This is a genomic window from Natrinema sp. 74 (assembly GCF_046097095.1).
Taxonomy (GTDB): domain Archaea; phylum Halobacteriota; class Halobacteria; order Halobacteriales; family Natrialbaceae; genus Natrinema.
Map to the genome: position 1 here is coordinate 51,441 of NZ_CP175698.1, position 20,071 is coordinate 71,511.

Here is a 20,071-nt window from a genome sequence, read left to right on the forward strand (position 1 = left end):
GCTGGGATTTGAACGGTGCAAATCTTCACGTCGGTCGAAGTTCCGTGTCAAATCTTATCCGTGCGCTTCGCTCACTGCGTTCGCTGTCGTTCGAAAGACGCCGAAGGCACCTCTCGAACCATAGTGCTCCGTCTGGGATTTGAACCCAGGTCATCGGCTCGAAAGGCCGAAATGATTGGCCGGACTACACCAACGGAGCTAACGTCTGCGACGTTATCAGCCTCCGTCGCCGCGCAATTGCTACTAATTCGACGCTCGGACATGAACCCATCGAAATCAACCGACTGTGCGTAGTAACAACACCCGAAACTCACCGTTTCTGAATGTTTGGAAGTTCTTCGGATATCTTACACTGCCGATTCATCCTAAATTCTCTATCTTGTATTAGATCAAGAGTTTGTTCATTATGAAGTTCTACCTTATCGTCGCCCCAACGAATTCGACTTAACTAACTCTGTGTGCGCTCAAGAGAATTTTTCCTGCTCCTGTAGCCTTCATTATTAATACATAGTGGTGTCGTATTCCACACACTAATATTAATGCCGACATATCGCATTTCTAAAACGAGAGATCGAAACACAGCGGCTGAGATCCTCGGTCGCGTCGAACAGGATATTGAGTGGAAACAACACCAGCAGATCGAATCCAAAGACGAGAACCGGATTACCCTCGAGTTGCTCAATGCTGAATCGTACCCGGTCAAGCTCAAGTCTGGTATGCGTGTGGCGCAGTTGATGTTTCCCAAACACCGGACGGCACCGGAAGTGGCATACAGTGAGTATAACGGAAGCAAGTACAACGGTCAGTCCAGCCCAACGCCGCTGCAGCTGTACGAGGATTTCGAATAACGCAGTCACTTACGGCTACACTCCTCACCCTGATGAGGCTCACGAACTGAGTAACGACGATAAGCTGTATTTGAAGTTCATCCTTGAAGCTCGTTAGATGAAACAGCCCCCGGACACACTCAACATCCCTAAGATTGAGGAGGTAGTAGAGTTCTAAGAGAGGTGAGAAAAGTTCATACGCACCATATATCATTCAAGAAACCCCTCTATTACAATTTTAAGTTATAAGCTATGCGATTGCTACACTTGACTCAACTTTACCGTCTTTTGTGACAGTTAAATAATGTGTGCTTGTAGTGCTAATATTAGCACTATACGATTCTTCGCCATCAATAAGAAGGCGGATAGGACATGACCGATCATCCTCTTTTCGCGTGAGTGCGTAAGTTTCCCCAGAGTCAATCGTAAAACCTTTATTTCGACAATCGGTTTTGAAAATAATGCTTTTATTGAATTCTTGGTGGACAGTTACTTCCACTATATCTGATCCTACTGCCGTAACTTTTCTATTACTTCCACTTTTGCCCGAATTAGATTTATTTTTCTCTTTACTGTCGTTAGAACCATTGTTACCTATACATCCCGAAACACCCAGAAGGGAAATTGCCGAGAGTAATTTCCGTCGTTTCATTATTAAATGGGACAAGGGATAGATATAAATACTTTCTGTATGGACCTACTTTATATTTGGTATATTTTATATTCTCACTTATTAGTAGCCTGGCTTATTAAACTTCAGAGAGAATGAATTATATTTGTTATTATGATGGTTGTCCGTCACGGCGAACATCTTCTGGGGGTTGGTCGTACTGCATGGTGGTGTATTGACTTTGGTGCCGGAGGTGGCTCTGTGCAGCTTTGAGGTCTTTTTGTACGGTCATGGAGGTTCCAACCGCCATCTTACCGCCAGCGACCGCAGACCACTGTGCGCGACGTTCTCCACTCGAGCGCTCACTCTGGACCGTTTCGGAGTGGCCTGCCGTCGAACGCCATCGAGAGTTGCCCCTCGAGCCCCAGCAGGTCCACCAGCGTCGGCGTTACGTCGGTCGCGTCGACTGGCCCGTCGCCTTCAAGGGCGGGTGCCGCCGGGCCGCCGAGGCCGAAACAGCCGAAGGCCGACTCGTCGACGCGGCCGTGAGAGCCGCTGATCTTCGAGGGATCGAGCGAGACGAGTCCCTCGTCGCCGAAGAACAGCTCGCAGGGGTCGAAGCCGGGTTTGGCGTGGATGTCCATCTCGGTCGCGTACGGCGGCGCATCAGCGCGGTCGGCCCACCAGTAGTACTGGAACCAGGCGTCGGACTCCGCGACGAGGACGAGGTCGCCCGCGTTCGGGTGGTCGACGCCGTAGTCGGCCTTCCCCGAGTCGTCGAGTACGGCGTCGATCCCCTCGAGTCCCGCGAGCGCGTCGCGGGCAGCGTCGATTGCCCCCTCGTCGGCGTAGACGTGTGCGATCTGGTGGTCGACCATCGCGAACGCGTCCGAGCCGGCGATGTCGGCGTCGCCGTCCGCGTCCGTCTCGAGCAAGCCTGCCTCATGAAGCGCGCGGTTCGGAAACAGCGGCCGATCGACCTCGTGAAAGCCGTACTCGCTGACGAGAGCGAGCAGCGTCTCGTCCCAGCGGTCCGTTTCGGCGAGATGCGAGAGGAACGTCTCGAGCAGGTCGTCGACCACGGCCAGCTCTTCGCCGAAGGCGTCGCTCTCGGGGCCGTCGCTCTGGCCGACGTAGTCCAGATGCGGGATGTAGATCCAGAGCAGGTCGGGATCGAACCGGTCGACCGCCTCGCGAGCGGCCGCGAGGATCCAGCGGGTGCCCTCCTCGTTCGCGCCGGGCCCCCAGTAGTTGTGCAGCGGAAAGTGGCCGAGATCCTCGTAGAGGTCGTCGTAGAAGCCGTCGGGGTTCGTCCAGCAGTTCATTTCGATCAAATCGTTGTTCTCGTCCTCGATCGGCGAGGGAGTGACCGCCACGTCGGCGCTGGTCCCGATCAGATGCTGGAAGTTGAACGCGCCGGTGGTCAACCCCGCCTCGTCGCTGGCGGCCTCCCAGATTCGCTGACGGCCGTCGCGGTCGCGCTCCCAGAATTCCGCAGTCTGACGGTCTCGGTCGTACTCGCCGCTCGAGACGTCGCCGTGCGTCGACGGGCGCTGCCCCGTTGCGAGCGTCGTCTGGGCGGGGACCGTCACGGCGGGAAACGGCGGCCGGAGGTCGGTCAGGGAGTCGGTCGAGAAGTGCGACGCGAGCGTCGGGGTTCGTTCGGGGTCAACGTGGTCGGGCTGGAGGCCGACGACGTCGAGGACGATCGTTCGGCCGGGGTCGGTCGACTCGGAAATCGTGGGTTCGCTCATTGGATTACGGGGACGCGTGGAAGCGGACAGTCGTCGTCAGCGGTGCTGCTCGGCGTACTCGGACAGGCGATTCAGTTGCTGGGAGAGATCGTGCTCGTCGACCTCGAGCGGGGCCTTGAAGAACGACGCGAGCTGGGGCTGGAGTCCACCGTCGCCGCGCTCGTCGGCGTGGGCGATCAGGCGCACTAGATCGAGGACCAGCGGCGCGGCCAGCGCCGAATCTGAGCCCTCCCAGGTGAACTGCATCGTCATCTCGGTCTCGAGGAAGCCCTCGAAGTGGATGTAATCCCAGGCGGTCTTCCAGTCGGCCAGCGACGGCGTGTAGTCGATCCGCACGCGGTTGTGCTCGATCTCGGGCAGGATCGAATCGAGCACGTCGCCCTTGCTCGCGAGCTTGCCGGCGGCGTTTGCCTCGTCCTCGAGTACGAGCCCGTCCTTGTTGCCGAGGATGTTGTGGCCCTCCCAGCTCATGACTCGCAGGTTTCGGCCGGCGAACATCGGCGCGAGCGCGGACTTGACGAGCGTCTCGCCGGTCTTGGCGTCGCGGCCCATGTGCGGCACGTCGTTTTCGGCCGCGAGTTCCCGGACGCCGCCCAGCGCGTTCGCCGTGCTCGGCGTGAAGTTGACGAACGGGTGGCCCGCCGAAATCGCGGCGTAGGCGTAGAGCACGCTTGCAGGCAGATCGCGGTCGTCTTCGTCGATCGCCCGCTCGAGCGCGTCGCGGCGCTCGTACCGTTCCGGCTCGGCCAGTTCGGGCTCCGTCGAGGCGACGTTGACGACGACCAGTCGCTCCACGTTCTGGCGGTCGCGAAACGCCTCGTAGTCGTCGCGGATCTGGTCGACAACGTCACGGACGGCGAGGTTCTCGTCGATCTGCTCGCTCTCCTCGGAGACGGCGGCCCCGCAGTTGACCGCCGTGCCGACCTCGATTCGGTCATCGATCGCGGCCAAATCGTCGCGGACCGCCGCGAGCGTCTCGCCGTCGGGGACGCCGTTGCGGTCGCGCTGGCGTTCTGCCTGGGCGACGAGCGGCTCGGATTCGATGTCGTGGCCGCCGAAGACGAGTCCCTCGACGGGCGGGAGCTCGAGGTGCGAAACCGGTTCGCGCTCGGTGACCATGCCAGTCGTGTCGGTCGCCCCTCGGGCGATGGCGCGAGCGCCGACGATCGACATCGTCGCGACGTTCCCGCGTGCTCCCACCAGCCAGACACCAGTCCGCTCGTCGGCCGCGAGTTCGGCCCCCTCGCTCATCGGGCATCGATCTCTCTTGCCGTACGGTCGGGGTGTGTCGCCGACGCGCTTTGACCTAGCCGGCCGCGGCCGTGAGGGCCGACGGCACGCGAGCGTATCACTGCCGTCGCTCGTTCGATGCGGTGCATCGCTCGAGGGTCGGGACCAGACGGCTTTCGTTATGACTTCCGTAGCGGAAGTAACTCCAGATTAGTCCCACACAACGCCGTATTCCGCCGTCAGGATCGGTCAATCTCGTATCATCAACCGCGGGTTTGCCGATCGAACGACCGGTACCACCAAACTGTTTCGTCCGTGGACTGCCCGTATGCGGATTATCGATCCCCACATGCACATGGTATCGCGCTCAGCCGAGGACTACCGGCGAGCGCGGCGAGCGGGCGTCGAGTGCTGCATCGAGCCCGCGTTCTGGAGCGGACAGGATAAGCACAACGCGGGTGCCTTCTTCGACTACTTCGAGCAGATCATCGACCACGAGACCGATCGCGCCGAGCGGGCCGCTAACGTTGACCACTACGTGACGATCGGCCTCGAGCCAAAGGAGGCCAACTACCGCGAGATGGCCGAGGAGGTCGTCGACCGACTTCCAGAGTATCTCGACCGCGACCCCGTCGTCGGCGTCGGCGAGATCGGCTTCGATCAGGTCACCGACGACGAGGAGTGGGCGTTCCGCCGCCAACTCGAGCTCGCCGAGGATCGCGAACTGCCGGTTATCATCCACACGCCCCACACCGACAAGCCGTCGGGCACCGAGCGTATCGTCGAGATCATCGAGGAGATGGGCGTCACGCAGGACCGGATTATCATCGATCACAACACCGAGAACACGATCGATATCTCGACGCGGACGGACTGCTGGATCGGCTTCACCCTCTACCCCGGCAAGATCGAGGCCGAGTCGGCGATCGACCTCCTGGCGGAGTACGGCACCGACAACATGATCTTCAACAGCGCCGCCGACTGGGACCCGTCGGATCCGCTCGCGGTCCCGAAAGCCCGCGACGCGATGATCGACCGGGGCTGGGACCGCGAGAAGGTCCGCAAGGTGGTCTTCGAGAACCCCTACGAGTTCTTCGATCAGTCGCCGAACTTCGATTACGAGGCCTGAAATGCAGGTTGGCTTTTCCACCAACGCCTTTCGCGAGTACCAACTCGAGGACGCCATCGAGGCCATCGCAGACGCGGGCTACGACGGCGTCGAACTGCTGCTCGACGAGCCACATCTCTACCCGCCGAACGCGACCGGTTCGGAGCGCGACCGCGTCGCGGAGGTCCTCGAGCGACACGACATCGCGGTCAGTAACGGCAACGCGTTCATGCTGACCGCGATCGAGGGCTTTCATCACCCCTCCTATATCGAGCCGGACGCGGACGACCGCCAGAAACGGGTCGACTACACCCTCGCGGCACTCGAGACCGCCGCCGACCTCGGACTGCCTCACATCTCGATCGAGCCCGGCGGGCCGATCCCCGAGGGAAAATCCCGCGAGTGGGCGATGGACGTCTTCGTCGACAGCCTTGAGCAGATCGTTCCCGCGGCCGAGGAACGCGGCGTCGACCTCCTCATCGAGCCCGAGCCCGATCTGCTGATCGAGACAAGCGACCAGTTTCTCGCCCTGCTCGAGCGCGTCGACTCTGACCGTATCGGGTGCAACTTCGACGCCGGCCACTTCTATTGCGTCGGCGAGGACCCCGCCGAACTGGTCGACCCGCTCTGGGAGCATACGAGCCACTACCACCTTGAGGACATCCCGGCCGACCGCACCCACGAGCACACCCGACTCGGCGATGGCGCGATGGATATCGACGCCTTCCTCGGCGAACTCGAGGAGCGGGGCTACGACGGCTTCGTCACCGTCGAACTCTACCCCTACGAGGAGACGCCGATCGAGACCGCGCGGGAGGCGATGGCTTTCCTCGAGGAACGCGGGTGGGCGTAGGGTGGCCGGCGGCGCGTCGTCGGATCACAGCGACACCGAGGGCGCGGGCGCGGCTACCCCCGGGTCGGCGGACGGGCTGCGGACCACGGCCGGCGCGTACGCCGAGCTGGTCCGCGTCCCGAACCTCTTTACCGCGCCGCCGGACGTGATCCTCGGCGCGTCGCTGGCGGCCGTCGCCGATATCGGTGTCGAGTCGTCGCTTCTCCGCGTCGGCGGCCTGGCGGTCGCCTCCGCCCTCCTCTATGCCGGTGGCACGACGCTCAACGACGCCTTCGACGCGCCCGCCGACGCTCGAGAGCGACCGGAGCGCCCGATCCCCTCGGGCCGCGTCTCCCGGCGCGCGGCGTTCGGGCTCGGAACCGGATTCCTGCTCGCCGCCGTCGGACTCGCGTTCGTCGTCGCGGGAGTCCCCGCCGCCGTCGCCGCCGGCCTCATCGCCGCCGCGATCGTCGCCTACGACGGGCTCCTGAAGGGCTCCGCGGGCGGCTTCCTCGCGATGGGCGCGACCCGCGGGCTGAACGTCGTGCTCGGGACGACCGCGGCCGGCGGCGTCGTCCTCGAGTTCCCCCTCCGATCGCTCGCCGTTCCAGTAGTCGTCACCGGCTACGTCGCCGCGGTCACGTTCATGGCGGCTCGAGAAACCGAGGGCGAGAATCGGGGTGCCGTCGCAGTCGCCGCTGGGGGTGCGATCGCGGCGGCCTTCGTCGTCGGCTGGTACCTCATGGTGGTCGAGCCGCCGAGGCTCGAGGCGGCGCTCGCGCTCGCGTTCGCCGCCGCGTTCGGCTGGTGGGTCGGGCGACCCCTGCGAGCGGCGTACGCCGATCCGGTGCCGGAAACCGTCGGGCCGGCCGTCGGCGCGTGCGTCCTCGGACTCGCGTTGCTCGACGCGGCGTTCGCCTCGGCCGTCGGGGTCGGCTGGGGGTTCACGGCGGGGGCCTTCCTCCTTCCGGCGGTCGGGCTCGCTCGCGTCTTCGACGTGACGTGATTTCCGCGCGCGCCACCGCACGAATCCAACTGAGCGATGGGCGACCGTTACCGATGACGGGCGAACGAATTAGTGGTGCTTCGGTGTACGACGTACAGATCGATGGTCGACCTCGCTTTCTCGACGAATGCCTACACGGACTACGACCTACCGGAGGCGGTGCGCCGGATCGCCGACCACAGCTACGCCGGCGTCGAGCTCTTAGGCGACGAGCCCCACGCGTACTTCCCCGAGTTCGGCGACGAGGACCGTGACGCCGTGCTCGAGGCCCTCTCCGACACGGGCCTCGCCGTCTCGAATATCAACGCCAACACGGCGATGGGGTACTACGACGACGCGCCACCCTCCGCCTTCTTCGAGCCGAGCGTGATCCGCGCCGAGGAGGCGGCCCGCGGGTGGCGCGTCGAGTACACGAAGCGGGCGATCGACCTCGCCGAGGCGGTCGACTCGCCGGCGGTGTGTCTGGCGACCGGCCGCCCGCTGCCGGGGACGCCGCCCGAAGAGGCCCGCGACTATCTCCGCGAGTCGCTGGGCGAGATCCTCGACTACGCCGAGCCCCGCGGGGTCGAGGTAGGCATCGAGTTCGAGCCCGAACTGCTGGTCGAGAACACCGACGAAGTACTCGCGCTGATCGACGACGTCGGTCGGGACTCGCTGGGCGTCAATCTCGATATCGGCCACGCGGCCGTCTACGGCGAGGACGTCGCCGAGAGCGTCCGCCGCTGTGCGGGCTCGATCACGGGCGTCCACGTCGAGGACATCGTCGGCGGCCGGCGCGGCAAGCACTACCACCGGATTCCCGGCGAGGGCGACCTCGAGTTCGGCCCGATCTTCGACGCGCTCGCGGAGATCGGCTACGACGGCTTCGCCACGCTCGAGCTATACACCTACCCCGACGAGCCAGATTGGGCGGCCCGGAAAGCCGCCGACGCGCTCGAGCCCTACATGTAAGCCATGAATTCGCACGGATCCCTTCGCGCTCACCGGCTTCTCAATCCTTTTTATCCCCTGCGTCCATTCAATCGAGCATGAAATACGTCCGCTTTCGCGACCCGGCCGGCGCGGTCCGCCGCGGCGAGTACGACGACGGCACGGTCCAGTTCGCCAACGAGCGCTACGATCTCGAGAGCGACGAGATCGACGTTCTGCCTCCTGCCGAGCCGTCGAAGATCGTCTGTATCGGACGCAACTACGCCGACCACGCCGACGAGATGGGGTCGGACCTCCCCGATCGGCCGATGCTCTTCTTGAAGCCGCCGAACACGCTGGCCGCCCACGGCGACACCGTCACGCTGCCGGCGGGGAAAGAACGGCTCGACCACGAGGCTGAACTCGGCGTCGTCATCGGCGAGCAGTGTCGCCACGTCTCCGAGGACGACGCGATGGACGCGGTTGCCGGGTTCACCTGCGTCAACGACCTCTCTAACCGCGACGACCAGCGACAGGAGCAAAACTGGGTCCGCGGAAAGGCCTTCGACGGCGCTGCGCCGATGGGCCCGGTCGTGGCGACTCCCGACGAGGTCCCGGCGGACGCGTCCGTCCAGACCCGCGTCAACGGCGAGACGAAACAGGACGGCTCCCGCGAACAACTCATCTTCTCGATCCCCGAACTGATCGCAGAGATCACGACCTATCTCACCCTCGAGCCGGGCGACGTGATCGCGACCGGCACGCCCGAGGGCGTCGGCCCGCTCTCGGACGGCGACGACGTCGAAATCGAGGTCGAGGGTGTGGGCACGCTCGAGCACTCAGTTCGGATTCCCTGATCGCCACGACGCGGCGACGCTGGCCGCGCGCCTCGAGTACGATCCGATCGCGCAGGTCCGCCGGAGACGTGCGGCGCGATCGAGAACGGGCTGGACGCGTTCGTCGCCGGTGTCACACGCCGGCGTCCGGTCGTTCTCGACGAGTCGGTTCGTCCCTTGCTCGTCGACCGTCCTCAGACGCCGACGCGCGTCCAGGCGAACGCCCCGAGGACGACGAGCACCAGAACGGCAAACGCGGCCCACTGGAGGAGGCCGCCCGCCGCGAACGGCGCGAGGATGTTGACGAGGCCGGACGCCTGTAACAGCCCCAACGCGAGGACGAGGACGGCGATGATGGAAATGAGGCCGACCGCGACCCCCTCTTTCATCATCCAGGCGGTCTCGTCGGCCTCCTGCGCCCCGGAAGTCGTCGGCTCGTCGATCGCCTCCTGGTCCGGATCGCTGTGCATCGGCCGTTTGTCATCGGTATCGTCAGCCATGTCACTATTCTAGCCGGAGGGAATCGGTGCAGACGGGAACCGGTTGCACCTGCAGACACAGGGCGACGGGGTGCTCGCTCGGTGGACGACTGCTGACGCCCTCGAGCGAGTCGATGGCCACCGGTTCCAGCAGTATGGCAAAAATAAAATGTTTGCCAGCGATCATCCGGTGGTGCGTAATTCGTACAGTATAAGTGATCGGTGGCGGATTCTCTGCTATCGATGATGCGCACTGTTATCACAGGACTGTCAACAGCACGGCCCGCGTCGTTCGCCGGGCCGATAGCGACACGATCCGTCGGTGATGCCGATGGGCGGTGAGCGGACGACGGTCACCGAACCGGACCTCGAGTACCCCGAGCGGGGCTGGCTCGGGTTCTTCAAGGAGCACTTCGGGCCGTCGATGCTGTGGGCGTTGATCAGTATCGGCGGCAGCCACATCGTGCTGGCACCGACCCTCGGCGGGACCTTCGGGCTCGTCGCGATCTGGATGTTCGGGCTCATCTACGCCGCGAAGTACGGGGCCTGGGAGCTGGGGATCCGGTACAACTACGGTGCCGGCGCGAACCCGATCGAGGCGTACGATCAACTCCCCGGGCCGAAGAACTGGGCGCTGTGGGTGACCGTCCTCGTGTTTACGGGAATGTACACGTTCATCACCGCCAGCGTCGGCATGAGCACCGCGGCGTTCGTCGCCGCATTAACCCCCGGCTGGTTCACCGCCACCACGGCGTACGTCACGTTCATCGGCGGGGCGGGGCTGCTCGTCATCGTCTCGCGCTACAGCCTGCTCGAGACGATCTTAGTCGGCTTCACCGTGGCGCTGGGCGTGCTCGTCCTTCTAGGTGTAATCGTCGGCCCGCCGTCGGGCGAGGTCGTCGCCGGGACGCTGTTTGCGGTGCCGGATCTGACCGGCCCAGCGTTCATCGGCCTGTTCGCCGCGGCCGCGGGCTTCGCCCCGACCGGCTTCAGCACGAGCATCCTGATCGGGAGCTGGAGCATGGCGAAAGGCGAGGGCGCGAGCGAACTCGAGGAGCGGGGGCTCGACCCGGACGACCCGAAACACCACGAGTACATCCGCGCGTGGATCCGAACCGGTCGCCGCGACTTCAACATCGGCTACGTCTTCAGCTTCCTGCTGATCGTCGCGATGGTGGTACTCGCCTCGAACGTGCTCTATCCGAACCCGCCGACGAACGCGAATCTCGCTGTCGCGATCGGATCGATCCTGAGCGAGTCGTTCGGCGACTGGTCGTACTATGCCATGCTGCTCGGTGGCTTCGCAGCGCTGTACTCCACTGTCATCACGCTGCTCGACGGTGCCGCGCGAGCCACCGGTGACATCCTGCCGATGGCGCTCGAGAACGACGACATCGACAGCGAGCGGATACGGAAGCTGGTCGTCCTCGGCGTCGTCGCGGTCAGCAGCGCGATGGTCGTCGCGCTCGGCGAAGTGCCGGTGACGCTGTTGCTCTTCGTCGCTGCGGTACTCGCCGTCACCGAGATCTTCTTCTATCCGGCCAACTGGTACGTCGTCGAGAAGAATCTGCCCGAACCGTTCCGCCCGTCGCGGGCCTGGCACGCCTACTACGTCGTCAGCCTCGCGCTCGTGTTGCTGTTCGGCGCAATGGGGGCGGCCGTCCGGCTCGGCGTAATCGGCTAACCTCTCGGTTTGGTCCAATTTACGTCTAACGCGGGCGTTCGCGGCCGTGGCGGTTCCGACGGCCGTCTCGAGGCGGGGCAACTCGTTCCGACCGGGTTAGAGGACGCCCATCTCACTGAGTCGTTCGGGGAGGTAGGTGTCCGTCACGAAATCGAGGCCGTGAGACGCCAGCGACTGCTGTTCGGACTTCTTTTCGATATCGAGTTGCAGTTCGATCTGTTCCTCCCAGTAGTCGGTCTGGAAGCGCGGGTCCTCGAGTTCACTCTCTAAGGCGTTGGTGTCCGAGTCCGAGAGCGGGTCTGTCGGCAGTTCGTACTCGACGATGTCGGCGGGCTGGATGCCGATGAACTGCGCTTCGGGCGTCGCGAGGTACTCCGAAAGGTGGGCGGACTTGATCGAGCCGTAGGCGACGGAGCCGAAGATGCGGTACGACCACGGGTCGCCGTCCGTAAAGACGGTCACCGGAAGGTCGAGTTCGTCGTGCAGCCGTTTGGTGATCCGTCGGGTCGCCCGCGCAGGCTGGCCCTTGAGGTGGACGATCAGGGCGTTGTACTCGTCGTCGAAGCCGTTCTCGACTAACCGGTCGCGCATCCCACCGGTCTCCACCGCGAGGATGAAGTCGGCGTCGCAGTCCAGAAAGTCGATCGTATCGGGGTTGTTCGGGATCTGGTAGCCGCCCTCGCCGACATCCTCCTGACAGTGGATCTCGCGCTCGCCGCGGCGGGTCTGTTCTCGCAGATGTAGCGGCCCCATGATTGTCGCGCCGGACTCCTCCGGGCGCATGTGGAAGTCCTCGCGGGTGACCCCCGAGACGATCTCCAAGTCTTCGACCATGCTGTTGGACTCGTCCTGATCCGAAAACTGGGCCTCGTCGTTGTCCCAGCTCTCCGAGAGGTAGTAGAGTTCACGAAGGGTCGACGAGCGATCCTCCTCGAGTTGGTCGGCGAGGAACTCGATGGTGTAGACCGCCTTCAGGAGCTTGCGCGCCCCGCGGACGGAGTTGGCAGACCGGGTCGACTCGCGGTCGCCGTAGACCCAGACGTCTTTTTCCTCGTCGTACTCGATGTTGTTCTTCGTCCGCGTCGGCACGGACATGTGGGGGATCTCGCCCAGTTCGAACTGGTCGTAGAACTGCGCCGCGAGATCGAGCAACTGCTCTCTGGCCTGTTGGGTATCGTCTGCGCTCATTGGTCAGTCACCGTGATTTCGCTTCGCTCATCACGAGCAATCATTCGCACGCTCATGATGACACCGTAAGTTTCTCGCCCTCGACGCCTTTGACGTCCAGATCGAACGTCGCGTCGTCCGGTACCTCATACTCGAGGGTCGCCTCGCCGTCGCTCCCGATCTCGGGTTCCCACTTGACGAACCACTCGCCGTCCATCTCGACGACGGTCGCGCCGTCCGAGAGACCGGTCGGTTCGGCAGAGACGATGTCGGTAATCTCGAGGGACTCGTTCGTACTCGAGTTGTTCTCGACGACGAGCGAGACGGCCGTCCCGTCGCCGTTTGCCTCGACCTGGCGTTCGACGAGGATGTTGTTCATGATACGGGCGATCGCGTCGTCGATGTCGGGCTCGTCGCGGCCGGTAACCTCGGCGACCTTCGTGGCCATCTCCGGGAGGATCTTCCCGAGGACGTTCTGTTTCTTCCGGCGCTGTTGCATCGACCGGCGCTTGTTGAGATAGCTCTTGAGGTCGCGGGCGGCCTCCCGGATGGCGAGTTCGATCTCGTCTTCGATCTCCGGGACGTTCGCGATGGCGTCTTTCGATTCGCTGGTGAAGGGGACGTTCGTCGAGGCGACGTGGACCATGATCACGACCGGCCCGTTCGGCAGGCCGGAGCCGCCGGGCTGGTCGAGCCCGTAGTTGCGCCAGCCGATCGTCTTGACCACGTCCGTCGTCGCACAGGCTCCGCGCTGGTAGACGAGTGGAACGCGGTTCGCAAAGCGCATGACTTCGCCGGTCCCCTCCGCCTCGAGGTCACCGCCGTAGGCGATGCCGGCCTCGACGATGAACGGATCGCCGCCGGAAACGTCGGCGTCGCGGGTCGCGGAGGCGTAGAAGTCGGCGTCGAACTCCTTCTCGAGACCGGCGGTGATGAGGTCCTCCGAGATGGGGGAGAGACACCGCGTCGGCGGTGCCATGATGTCGGTCGCGCGCATGGCGTCGACGAGATCGCTGGTGGCGTCGCGGTCGCCGTTGAGTTCGCGGACGAGCGGCGGGTCGTCGGGGACGGTCGCCATCACGTTCCAGACGGCCTCGAGGACGTTCTCGCGGGCCGTCTCGCCGAAGGAGACGTCGTCGTACTCCTCGGTGAGGTCGGCCGCCCGGTCGACGAACTCCCGAAGCCGGGCGCGCGTGAGTCGGTGGCGGACGTTCTCGGCCGCGCGTTCGTCCTCGAACTTGGCCGCGAGCCGGTCGGCGAAGGCGTGGATGGTCTCGTCGTCCTTGCGGGTGCTCGTCGCGTCGTCGGCGAGGTCGTAGAGGTCGGTGGTGAGCCGCGAGTCGGCGTCCTCGCCGGTCTCGTCGGTTGCGTCCACGGCGGCCTCGAGTTCCGCGTCGGCGGCATCGATCAACTCGAGCCAGACGGCTTCGACGGCGTTCTCGCGGACGGTGTCGCCGAACGTCGTTCCGTGGTCGGCTTCGACCTCGTCGGCGGCCGCGTCGACGGCCGCGAGCAGTTCGTGGTGGGCGATGCGGTCGTAGTCGTCGACCGCGTCGGCGATGGCCTCGGCGAAGGCGCTGGTCGCGTCGGCTCCCTTGTTCGCCGTGGCGGCCTCGGCCGCGGCCTCGACATCCGCGCTCTCGTGGCTCGCAGGCGGTCGCCAGCGCATCTCGCGGCCGTAGTGGCGGTCGCGGAACGCGTCGATGATCGAATCTGCCGTCTTCTTTCCGACGCGAGTGAACTCCTCCTGAACGAACCCGGAGACGGTCTGTGAGTCCGTCGCCGTGAGCATCTTCATCACTGTGCCGAGTTCCACGCCGTGGGGGTGGGGCCGGATCTCCTCGGTCTCCTCCGGGAGCTGGTCGGTCGCGCGCTCGAACTTGAAGTGCTCGTTTGGCTCGCGCAACTCGAGGCGGGCGTGGGGGTTGACGACCGCCGTGTGCTTGATGTAGTCGTGGAGTTGCTGGCGGGCACGCATGTTCGCCTCCATCTCGAGTTCGATGCGCGTCCCGTGGGGGCGGTCCCAGGTGGTCGTCTCCTCGACGCTGATCTCGGGCTCGTTCTCGTCGGTGTCGACGATGAGCTCGAAGTACTCCGCCTCGCTCGAGCCCTGGGTACGGCTGGTGATCTTGGCGGGTTTGCCGCTCGTCAGTTGCGAGTAGAGAACGGCGGCGGAGATGCCGATCCCCTGTTGGCCGCGGGACTGTTCGCGCGCGTGGAAGCGAGAGCCATAGAGCAGCTTCCCGAAGACTTTCGGCAGCGATTCCTTCGTCAACCCGGGTCCGTTGTCCTCGACGATCAGCCGGTAGTAGTCGCCGGCCTCCTGAATCTCGACATAGATATCCGGGAGAATGCCCGCCTCCTCGGCGGCGTCTAAGGCGTTGTCGACGGCCTCCTTGACGGCCGTGACGAGGCCTCGAGCGCCGCTGTCGAAGCCGAGCATGTGCTTGTTCTTCTCGAAGAACTCGGCGATGGAGATCGACTGCTGGCTTTCGGCCAGCTCCTCGGCGATCCCCGGCTCGTCACCGAGTGTCGACTGGAACGACGTCATCGTCACCCTGTACTAACGGCGGGGCTAAAAGGTGTGCGCTACCAAAGTGAAAGTGAATAAAGTGGCCGTCGCTAAGCGGCCCGACGCCGACGGCCGGCGACCGCGACGCAACCGTCGCGTCAGAACGTGATGATCTCGTAGTCGTCGTCGACCAGCGAGCGGATGCTCGGATGGCCGTCGTTCTCGTCGACGGTGACCACGCCGGCGTCGCCGACGGCGTCGCTGACCCCGAACGCGTTCGAGCAGTGCTCACAGGCGGCCGCGTCATCGCTGACCGACTGGTAGAGCTCGTGGTAATCGTGCTCTTCGTCCTCGAGTTCTGGGATCCACTGCGTGCCCGCGCCGTCGAAGATCAGTTCCAGTTCGTCGTCGGGGTTCTCGTCGAACTCCGCGCCGCCTCGAGGCCGTTGACGAGCCGGCCGAGGTCGCTGTGCGATTCGGTGCCTGCCAAAATAACGACTGCTGCGTTTACCATTGCGACCGGAAATGAGGGTCAGGGCCGCAAAAGGCGACGGCGGTCGTGTGCGGTGTGTGCGGATCCGGCGAACGAGACAGCGCGACGAGGTCGGGCGGCGCTCAGTGGTCGTGATCGTGATCATGGTTATGACTGTGATCGTGGTCGTGATCACGACCGTCGCCGTGGCTGTGGTCGTGCGTATGGCCGTGTTCGTGCCCGTGGCCACCGCCGCGCGTGAACTGTCCGGTGAACGCGCGCTGGACGACCTCCGAGAGCGCGGGGTGGATGTGGACCGAGTCCCGGATGTCGTGGACCGTCCCGGTGCCGGCCGTCATCGCGACGACCACCTCTTCGATCAGATTCGACGCCTCCGGACCGATGATGTGACAGCCGAGGAGTTCACCCTCGAGGTCGATGAGCGGTTTGACGAATCCCTCCGCGTGCATCGCGCTGCCGCGGGCCGTCTCCTCGTACCGGTAGGTGCGTTTGGCGTACTCGCGATCCATCGCGCGCAATTCCTGCTCGGTCAGTCCGACGCCGGCAACCTCCGGGGAGCCGAAGACGGCGAAGGGCATCGCCGAGTAATCGACCGGCTCGAGGGCTTCGCCGAAGAGATTCCGGGCGACGGTCTGTGCCTCGTGGTTGGCGTTGTGCTTCAGCAGGTACTCGCCGACGATATCGCCGAGGGCCCAGACGCCTTCGGCGGTCGTTCGCAGATACTCGTCGGTCTCGACGAATCCGTCCGCGTCCGTCTCGATACCTGCGGCCTCGACGTTCAGTGCGTCGGTGTTCGGAACGCGGCCGACCGCGACGAGCAGTTCGTCGCCGGTGACGGTAACGGGCGCTTCGGCCGCGGTCGCCTCACCGCCGTCGGTGTTCGCCTCGCTCCCCTCTCCGTACATGAAGGGGCGTGCTTCGACGGTGAGCGACCCGTCCGCGACCGAGACGCTGGCGGCCTCGTATCCGGTGTAGACGTCGAACCGGTCGGCGTACCGCTCCGTGAACGCCGCGGCCACCTCCTCGTCGGCGTCGGGCAGTAGCCTCGGTCGGCGGCCGACGATCGAAACCTCGCTGCCGAACGCGCCGAAGAACTGCGCCAGTTCGGCGGCGATGTAGCCACCGCCGACGATGAGCAGGTGATCCGGCCGCGTCTCGAGCTGTAATGCCTCTTTGCTGGTGAGGTACTCGACGGTCTCGAGCCCGTCAATCGGGGGAATCGCCGGTCGCGTCCCCGCCGCGACGAGGACGGTTTCCCCGCGCAACTGCTCGCCGTCGGCCGCGCTGTCGGAGAGCTCGAGCGTCCGGTCGTCGACGAACCGGGCCTCGGCCTCGTACAGGTCGATGGCGTCCGACGTGCGGAGGCCGCGTTGGATCGAGTCCGAGCTCCCGTGGACGTCGTCGTTCACCTCGCGGACGATGTCGGCGAACGCCACGTCGTTGACCGACGCGTCGATTCCGAACTCGTCGGCGTGCTCGACCGTCTCCATGACGTGGGCGTGATAGAGGAGGTCTTTCGAGGGAATACAGCCGCGGTTGAGGCAGGTGCCGCCAAGTCGCCCTTTCTCGACGACTGCGACCGAGAGCCCCTGATTCGCCGCCACGTTCGCCACGTCGAGCCCGGAGCCGGAACCGATCACGATGAAGTCGTACTCCTCCATAGGGGGATTCCCGTTGCGAAGCGCCATGAATAGCAGGCCGGCTCACTCCTCGAGCGGCGGCCACTCCCACGCGTCGGCTTCGACCACGCCGAGCAGGCGACGGCGGCGATCGGTCTCCTCGGCGAGGGCCTCGGCGAACTCCCGGTCGGAGACGGTCGGGATGTCGTCCTCGCGGAGTCGCTCGAGATTCGGCGACCGGGGGACCGCGGGCTCGGGCTCGATGAACGACTCGTCGAGCGTCTCGAGGAAGCTCTCGCTGCTCGCGCGGACGGTCTCGACGATCGCGGGATCGGGGGCGTGCTCGTCCGGCACGGCGTGTCGAAAGAGCAAGATCGATTCGTCGAGGATGGGCACGGCCACGGCCGACGCCCGTTCACCCTGCTCGCTGTGGTAGTAGTGCAAGATTGGGTAGGACTTGTGCTGTTCGGCGAGCAGACTGAGATCGGAGCCGAGGGACTCGAGCGTCCGCTCGAGGCCGTCGAAGTTCTCGCCGTTCCAGCCGGCTCGGACGAACGCCTCGCTCCGACGGCCCAGTCCCGTGACGGAACTGGCGAAGGCGCGTTTGTCGGAGACGGCCCCGAGAACGGTCAGCACGTACGAGACGCCGAGGGTGACGAAGGCCATGCCCGAGGCCGTCGTGAACCCGCTGATGACTTCCCAGACATCGCCACCGTACAGCGGGGTGTAGTCGCCGTTGCCGTCGGTGAACATGGTGTAGGCGACGTAGTAGAATCGGCCCCACCAGTCCGCCGGGCCGCCGGTTCGCGTATTGACGACGGCGTTCGGAACGCTCGAGAAAATGAGCGTCCAGCCGACCCAGATGAACGCGATCCACATCGCAAGCGTCAGCGTGAGGGTGAGCGGGCCGGCGAGACTGAGCGACTTGTTGTGATCCCGGGTCGCCTTCCGGAGCCCTTTCCAGACGGCGGTGGTGAGTCGGCCCGAGAACGGCCCCGAGCCGCCGTCGACCCAGAGCGTCGTCCAGAGGATGTCGACGACCCCGCCGACCAGCAGCGCGATGCCGACGACGAGGTAGAGCAGCTTCATCGCGCGACCGCTCGCGCCTCGATGACATCCGCCAACACGTCCGCGATCGCCGCGTTGGTCTCGGGGCTGTAGTGGCCGCCCTCACCGCGCTCGACGTACAGCGACTCGACGTCGCCGTCGTCGGGAGAGAGGTGTCGCGCCATGTCGACCGTCGTCAGGTCGTCGTACCGATCGTCCAGTCGGTCGATCAGGTCGCCGTAAATCGGGCCGTGTTCGGACTCGTATTTCGCGTACCGGAGCTGTTGGACCATCACGAACACCGGCTCGAAGTCCTGCTCGTCGGCGTAGTCGACGAACTCCTGGATGAGCGCATCGAAGAGGGGTTCGTGCGTCTCGAACAACCGCTCGTGGTACCGCACACGGGGCTGTTCCAGCCGCAACGCAGACCGCGTCTGGGCCTGATCGAAGTCGATCCCCGGAATCGACCGTCCCATCCGGCGCTCGAGTTCCTTTCCGGCCGTGTACCCGGCGTACCGGAGGTGTTCGTTCTTCTCGAGGAAGTCCGCCGTGTACGGCCGTGTCGCGAAGTGGGGCGTGAACCAGTGCTCGTAGTGGAAGTCGTACGTCCGGAGGAAGTCGGCCTTCGACTCAAGGTCGAGCAATTCGTCCTTCTCGTCGACGGGGCTCTCGACGCGTTCGAGTTCGCCATCCTCGAGGACGTAGCGGGGTTTGACCGCCAAGATGTTGCCGAACTCCTGGTAGTGTTTCCAGACGCTCAAGATGCGTGCGATCGAGGAAGCGGTGACGACCATGAAGACGTGATCGGTCGGGTCCTCGGGGTACGTACGCTTGAGTCGCATGAGCGCCTGATCGAGGCCATAGTTGCCGCCGCCGTAGTTGGCGACGTGGGTGTCGAGGTCCTTCGCGAGGTAGTTTTGGAACGTCTCGTCGTCGTCGACCTCCCGGCAGAAACAGTAGGAGTCGCCGTACGTCGAGACCGTGACGTCGGCGCTCTCGGCCCGCTCCTTCGCGGGACAGACCCGGCTCGCGTACTCGTCAGTCGAGTACGTGACCGTGGTTCGGACCTCTTCGCCCGGCAGGTGGTCGCCCGTATCCTTCTGTTTCTCCCGGTTCGGCTGGGGCACCCAGCCGAGCTCGGGATCGAAGCTGCTGAACTTCCCCAGTAACTCTCGATCGATCTCGGGGAACTCCTCGGTCGCCACGGAGGGGATCCGTTCGAGCGCTCGATGGGACCCATACTCGAGTACCACCACACCACCGGCAACAGCGAGCGCCATCATGACGAGCGGAAGCATCGCTTCACCCTATCGGGACGCGCACAATGGGGGTTCTGCCGGAAGCTGCCATCTCGAGAACGACGGGAGGATACCCGGCCGCTCCGAGCGCCGGGCGGCTCAGACCGCCGTGTCCCGAACGCTCGCGTCCCGGCGACGACTGCGGATCCTGACGGCGCTGTCGGTCCCCAGACCGAGCGCGAGCAGTCCGGCGATGATTTCGGTCCAGAAACCGAGGCCAGTCGCCGCTCCGACGCCGGCGTCCTCGCCGAACAGGAACGGCGACGCGACCAGCCAGAGCCCCAGGAGGGCGACGAGGATCGCGACGCCGAGGCTCCCGAGTTCCGCGTTCGACCGCCGGTCGTAGTTGTACGCACCCGCGGTGACCAGGGTCACGCCGATCAGCACGTCGTTCCAGAACTGGCTCGCGACCGGATCGAAGACGACGGCCGCGGCGAGCAACGCGAGCCCGAGCAGTCCCACGGCCGCCGAACGCCGCTTGCCGCGCTCGCCCGGGTTCGGCTCGAACGCGATCCTGTCGCGGCCGGTCATCGCCTCGTCGCCGCGGTTGTCTTCCTCGCTCGTGCCGTCTTCCCGCCAGGGGGTATCGGGGTTGTCGGTCCCGTCGTACTCGCTCATCGTCTCTCGTCTCGAGGTCAGCCCCTTGAGCGCAAGAGTTCC

Annotated in this window: 17 protein-coding genes, 1 tRNA gene and 1 pseudogene; 7 read left to right on the top strand and 12 right to left on the bottom strand. The window is 64.6% G+C overall.

Going from position 1 to position 20,071, the window contains the following annotated elements:
- Positions 1-124: 124 nt before the first annotated feature.
- Positions 125-199, bottom strand: a tRNA-Glu gene (locus tag ACJ70B_RS00240).
- Positions 200-539: 340 nt separating this feature from the next.
- Between ACJ70B_RS00240 and ACJ70B_RS00245 the strand changes: the two genes are divergently transcribed.
- Positions 540-848: a hypothetical protein gene (locus tag ACJ70B_RS00245; RefSeq protein WP_408958417.1), complete on the top strand. Its 309-nt coding sequence runs from the start codon at positions 540-542 to the stop codon at positions 846-848.
- Between the two features lie 229 nt (positions 849-1,077).
- Here ACJ70B_RS00245 and ACJ70B_RS00250 read toward each other — a convergent pair whose 3' ends face one another.
- The 3 genes from ACJ70B_RS00250 to ACJ70B_RS00260 all read right to left on the bottom strand — a co-directional run bounded on the left by ACJ70B_RS00250 (position 1,078) and on the right by ACJ70B_RS00260 (position 4,442).
- On the bottom strand, positions 1,078-1,479 hold the full coding sequence (locus ACJ70B_RS00250; protein ID WP_408958418.1) for a hypothetical protein: 402 nt from the start codon (positions 1,477-1,479) through the stop codon (positions 1,078-1,080).
- 320 nt (positions 1,480-1,799) lie between these two features.
- Positions 1,800-3,191: an alkaline phosphatase family protein gene (locus ACJ70B_RS00255; RefSeq protein ID WP_408958419.1), complete on the bottom strand. Its 1,392-nt coding sequence runs from the start codon at positions 3,189-3,191 to the stop codon at positions 1,800-1,802.
- Positions 3,192-3,227: 36 nt separating this feature from the next.
- On the bottom strand, positions 3,228-4,442 hold the full coding sequence (locus tag ACJ70B_RS00260) for an inositol-3-phosphate synthase (protein WP_408958420.1): 1,215 nt from the start codon (positions 4,440-4,442) through the stop codon (positions 3,228-3,230).
- 307 nt (positions 4,443-4,749) lie between these two features.
- Here ACJ70B_RS00260 and ACJ70B_RS00265 point away from each other — a divergent pair, with 307 nt between their 5' ends.
- The 5 genes from ACJ70B_RS00265 to ACJ70B_RS00285 all read left to right on the top strand — a co-directional run bounded on the left by ACJ70B_RS00265 (position 4,750) and on the right by ACJ70B_RS00285 (position 9,133).
- Positions 4,750-5,550 (top strand): TatD family hydrolase, encoded by an 801-nt coding sequence (locus ACJ70B_RS00265; protein ID WP_408958421.1) that lies wholly within the window; start codon positions 4,750-4,752, stop codon positions 5,548-5,550.
- Between the two features lies 1 nt (position 5,551).
- Positions 5,552-6,382 (top strand): sugar phosphate isomerase/epimerase family protein, encoded by an 831-nt coding sequence (locus ACJ70B_RS00270; RefSeq protein WP_408958422.1) that lies wholly within the window; start codon positions 5,552-5,554, stop codon positions 6,380-6,382.
- Position 6,383: 1 nt separating this feature from the next.
- A complete protein-coding gene (locus ACJ70B_RS00275; RefSeq protein ID WP_408958423.1) occupies positions 6,384-7,367 on the top strand; it encodes a UbiA family prenyltransferase in 984 nt (327 codons plus the stop codon).
- A 102-nt stretch (positions 7,368-7,469) separates the two neighbouring features.
- Positions 7,470-8,318, top strand: a complete 849-nt coding sequence (locus ACJ70B_RS00280; protein ID WP_408958424.1) for a sugar phosphate isomerase/epimerase family protein — start codon at positions 7,470-7,472, stop codon at positions 8,316-8,318.
- A 77-nt stretch (positions 8,319-8,395) separates the two neighbouring features.
- Positions 8,396-9,133: a fumarylacetoacetate hydrolase family protein gene (locus tag ACJ70B_RS00285; RefSeq protein WP_408958425.1), complete on the top strand. Its 738-nt coding sequence runs from the start codon at positions 8,396-8,398 to the stop codon at positions 9,131-9,133.
- Between the two features lie 173 nt (positions 9,134-9,306).
- Here the strand turns inward: ACJ70B_RS00285 and ACJ70B_RS00290 are convergent, their stop codons facing one another.
- A complete protein-coding gene (locus ACJ70B_RS00290; protein ID WP_408958426.1) occupies positions 9,307-9,612 on the bottom strand; it encodes a hypothetical protein in 306 nt (101 codons plus the stop codon).
- A gap of 310 nt (positions 9,613-9,922) precedes the next feature.
- Between ACJ70B_RS00290 and ACJ70B_RS00295 the strand changes: the two genes are divergently transcribed.
- Positions 9,923-11,275 (top strand): Nramp family divalent metal transporter, encoded by a 1,353-nt coding sequence (locus ACJ70B_RS00295; protein WP_408960136.1) that lies wholly within the window; start codon positions 9,923-9,925, stop codon positions 11,273-11,275.
- Between the two features lie 96 nt (positions 11,276-11,371).
- Here ACJ70B_RS00295 and ACJ70B_RS00300 read toward each other — a convergent pair whose 3' ends face one another.
- From ACJ70B_RS00300 to ACJ70B_RS00330, 7 genes and pseudogenes are all read right to left on the bottom strand, one after another.
- Positions 11,372-12,463 carry a DNA topoisomerase IV subunit A gene (locus tag ACJ70B_RS00300; RefSeq protein WP_408958427.1) on the bottom strand — a complete coding sequence of 364 codons (1,092 nt, stop codon included), beginning with the start codon at positions 12,461-12,463 and terminating at the stop codon, positions 11,372-11,374.
- 52 nt (positions 12,464-12,515) lie between these two features.
- A complete protein-coding gene (locus tag ACJ70B_RS00305; RefSeq protein WP_408958428.1) occupies positions 12,516-14,993 on the bottom strand; it encodes a DNA topoisomerase VI subunit B in 2,478 nt (825 codons plus the stop codon).
- A gap of 119 nt (positions 14,994-15,112) precedes the next feature.
- Positions 15,113-15,468 (bottom strand): annotated as a pseudogene (locus ACJ70B_RS00310) (hypothetical protein).
- A 101-nt stretch (positions 15,469-15,569) separates the two neighbouring features.
- Positions 15,570-17,108 carry a dihydrolipoyl dehydrogenase gene (locus ACJ70B_RS00315; protein ID WP_408958429.1) on the bottom strand — a complete coding sequence of 513 codons (1,539 nt, stop codon included), beginning with the start codon at positions 17,106-17,108 and terminating at the stop codon, positions 15,570-15,572.
- Positions 17,109-17,150: 42 nt separating this feature from the next.
- Entirely contained in the window at positions 17,151-18,155 is a 1,005-nt protein-coding gene (locus ACJ70B_RS00320; protein ID WP_408958430.1) for a two pore domain potassium channel family protein, read from the bottom strand.
- Entirely contained in the window at positions 18,152-19,411 is a 1,260-nt protein-coding gene (locus tag ACJ70B_RS00325; protein ID WP_408958431.1) for a hypothetical protein, read from the bottom strand. The genes ACJ70B_RS00320 and ACJ70B_RS00325 overlap by 4 nt, the downstream gene beginning before the upstream one ends.
- A 99-nt stretch (positions 19,412-19,510) precedes the next feature.
- On the bottom strand, positions 19,511-20,029 hold the full coding sequence (locus ACJ70B_RS00330; RefSeq protein ID WP_408958432.1) for an SPW repeat protein: 519 nt from the start codon (positions 20,027-20,029) through the stop codon (positions 19,511-19,513).
- Between the last annotated feature and the right edge of the window lie 42 nt (positions 20,030-20,071).

Coding starts and splice junctions, on each gene's coding strand:
- ACJ70B_RS00265 (WP_408958421.1), top strand. CDS start 4,750: ATGCGGATTATCGATCCCCACATGCACATGGTATCGCGCTCAGCCGAG.
- ACJ70B_RS00255 (WP_408958419.1), bottom strand. CDS start 3,191: ATGAGCGAACCCACGATTTCCGAGTCGACCGACCCCGGCCGAACGATC.
- ACJ70B_RS00325 (WP_408958431.1), bottom strand. CDS start 19,411: ATGCTTCCGCTCGTCATGATGGCGCTCGCTGTTGCCGGTGGTGTGGTG.
- ACJ70B_RS00280 (WP_408958424.1), top strand. CDS start 7,470: ATGGTCGACCTCGCTTTCTCGACGAATGCCTACACGGACTACGACCTA.
- ACJ70B_RS00330 (WP_408958432.1), bottom strand. CDS start 20,029: ATGAGCGAGTACGACGGGACCGACAACCCCGATACCCCCTGGCGGGAA.
- ACJ70B_RS00260 (WP_408958420.1), bottom strand. CDS start 4,442: ATGAGCGAGGGGGCCGAACTCGCGGCCGACGAGCGGACTGGTGTCTGG.
- ACJ70B_RS00315 (WP_408958429.1), bottom strand. CDS start 17,108: ATGGAGGAGTACGACTTCATCGTGATCGGTTCCGGCTCCGGGCTCGAC.
- ACJ70B_RS00295 (WP_408960136.1), top strand. CDS start 9,923: ATGGGCGGTGAGCGGACGACGGTCACCGAACCGGACCTCGAGTACCCC.
- ACJ70B_RS00270 (WP_408958422.1), top strand. CDS start 5,552: ATGCAGGTTGGCTTTTCCACCAACGCCTTTCGCGAGTACCAACTCGAG.
- ACJ70B_RS00285 (WP_408958425.1), top strand. CDS start 8,396: ATGAAATACGTCCGCTTTCGCGACCCGGCCGGCGCGGTCCGCCGCGGC.
- ACJ70B_RS00290 (WP_408958426.1), bottom strand. CDS start 9,612: ATGGCTGACGATACCGATGACAAACGGCCGATGCACAGCGATCCGGAC.
- ACJ70B_RS00245 (WP_408958417.1), top strand. CDS start 540: ATGCCGACATATCGCATTTCTAAAACGAGAGATCGAAACACAGCGGCT.
- ACJ70B_RS00300 (WP_408958427.1), bottom strand. CDS start 12,463: ATGAGCGCAGACGATACCCAACAGGCCAGAGAGCAGTTGCTCGATCTC.
- ACJ70B_RS00250 (WP_408958418.1), bottom strand. CDS start 1,479: ATGAAACGACGGAAATTACTCTCGGCAATTTCCCTTCTGGGTGTTTCG.
- ACJ70B_RS00320 (WP_408958430.1), bottom strand. CDS start 18,155: ATGAAGCTGCTCTACCTCGTCGTCGGCATCGCGCTGCTGGTCGGCGGG.
- ACJ70B_RS00305 (WP_408958428.1), bottom strand. CDS start 14,993: ATGACGTCGTTCCAGTCGACACTCGGTGACGAGCCGGGGATCGCCGAG.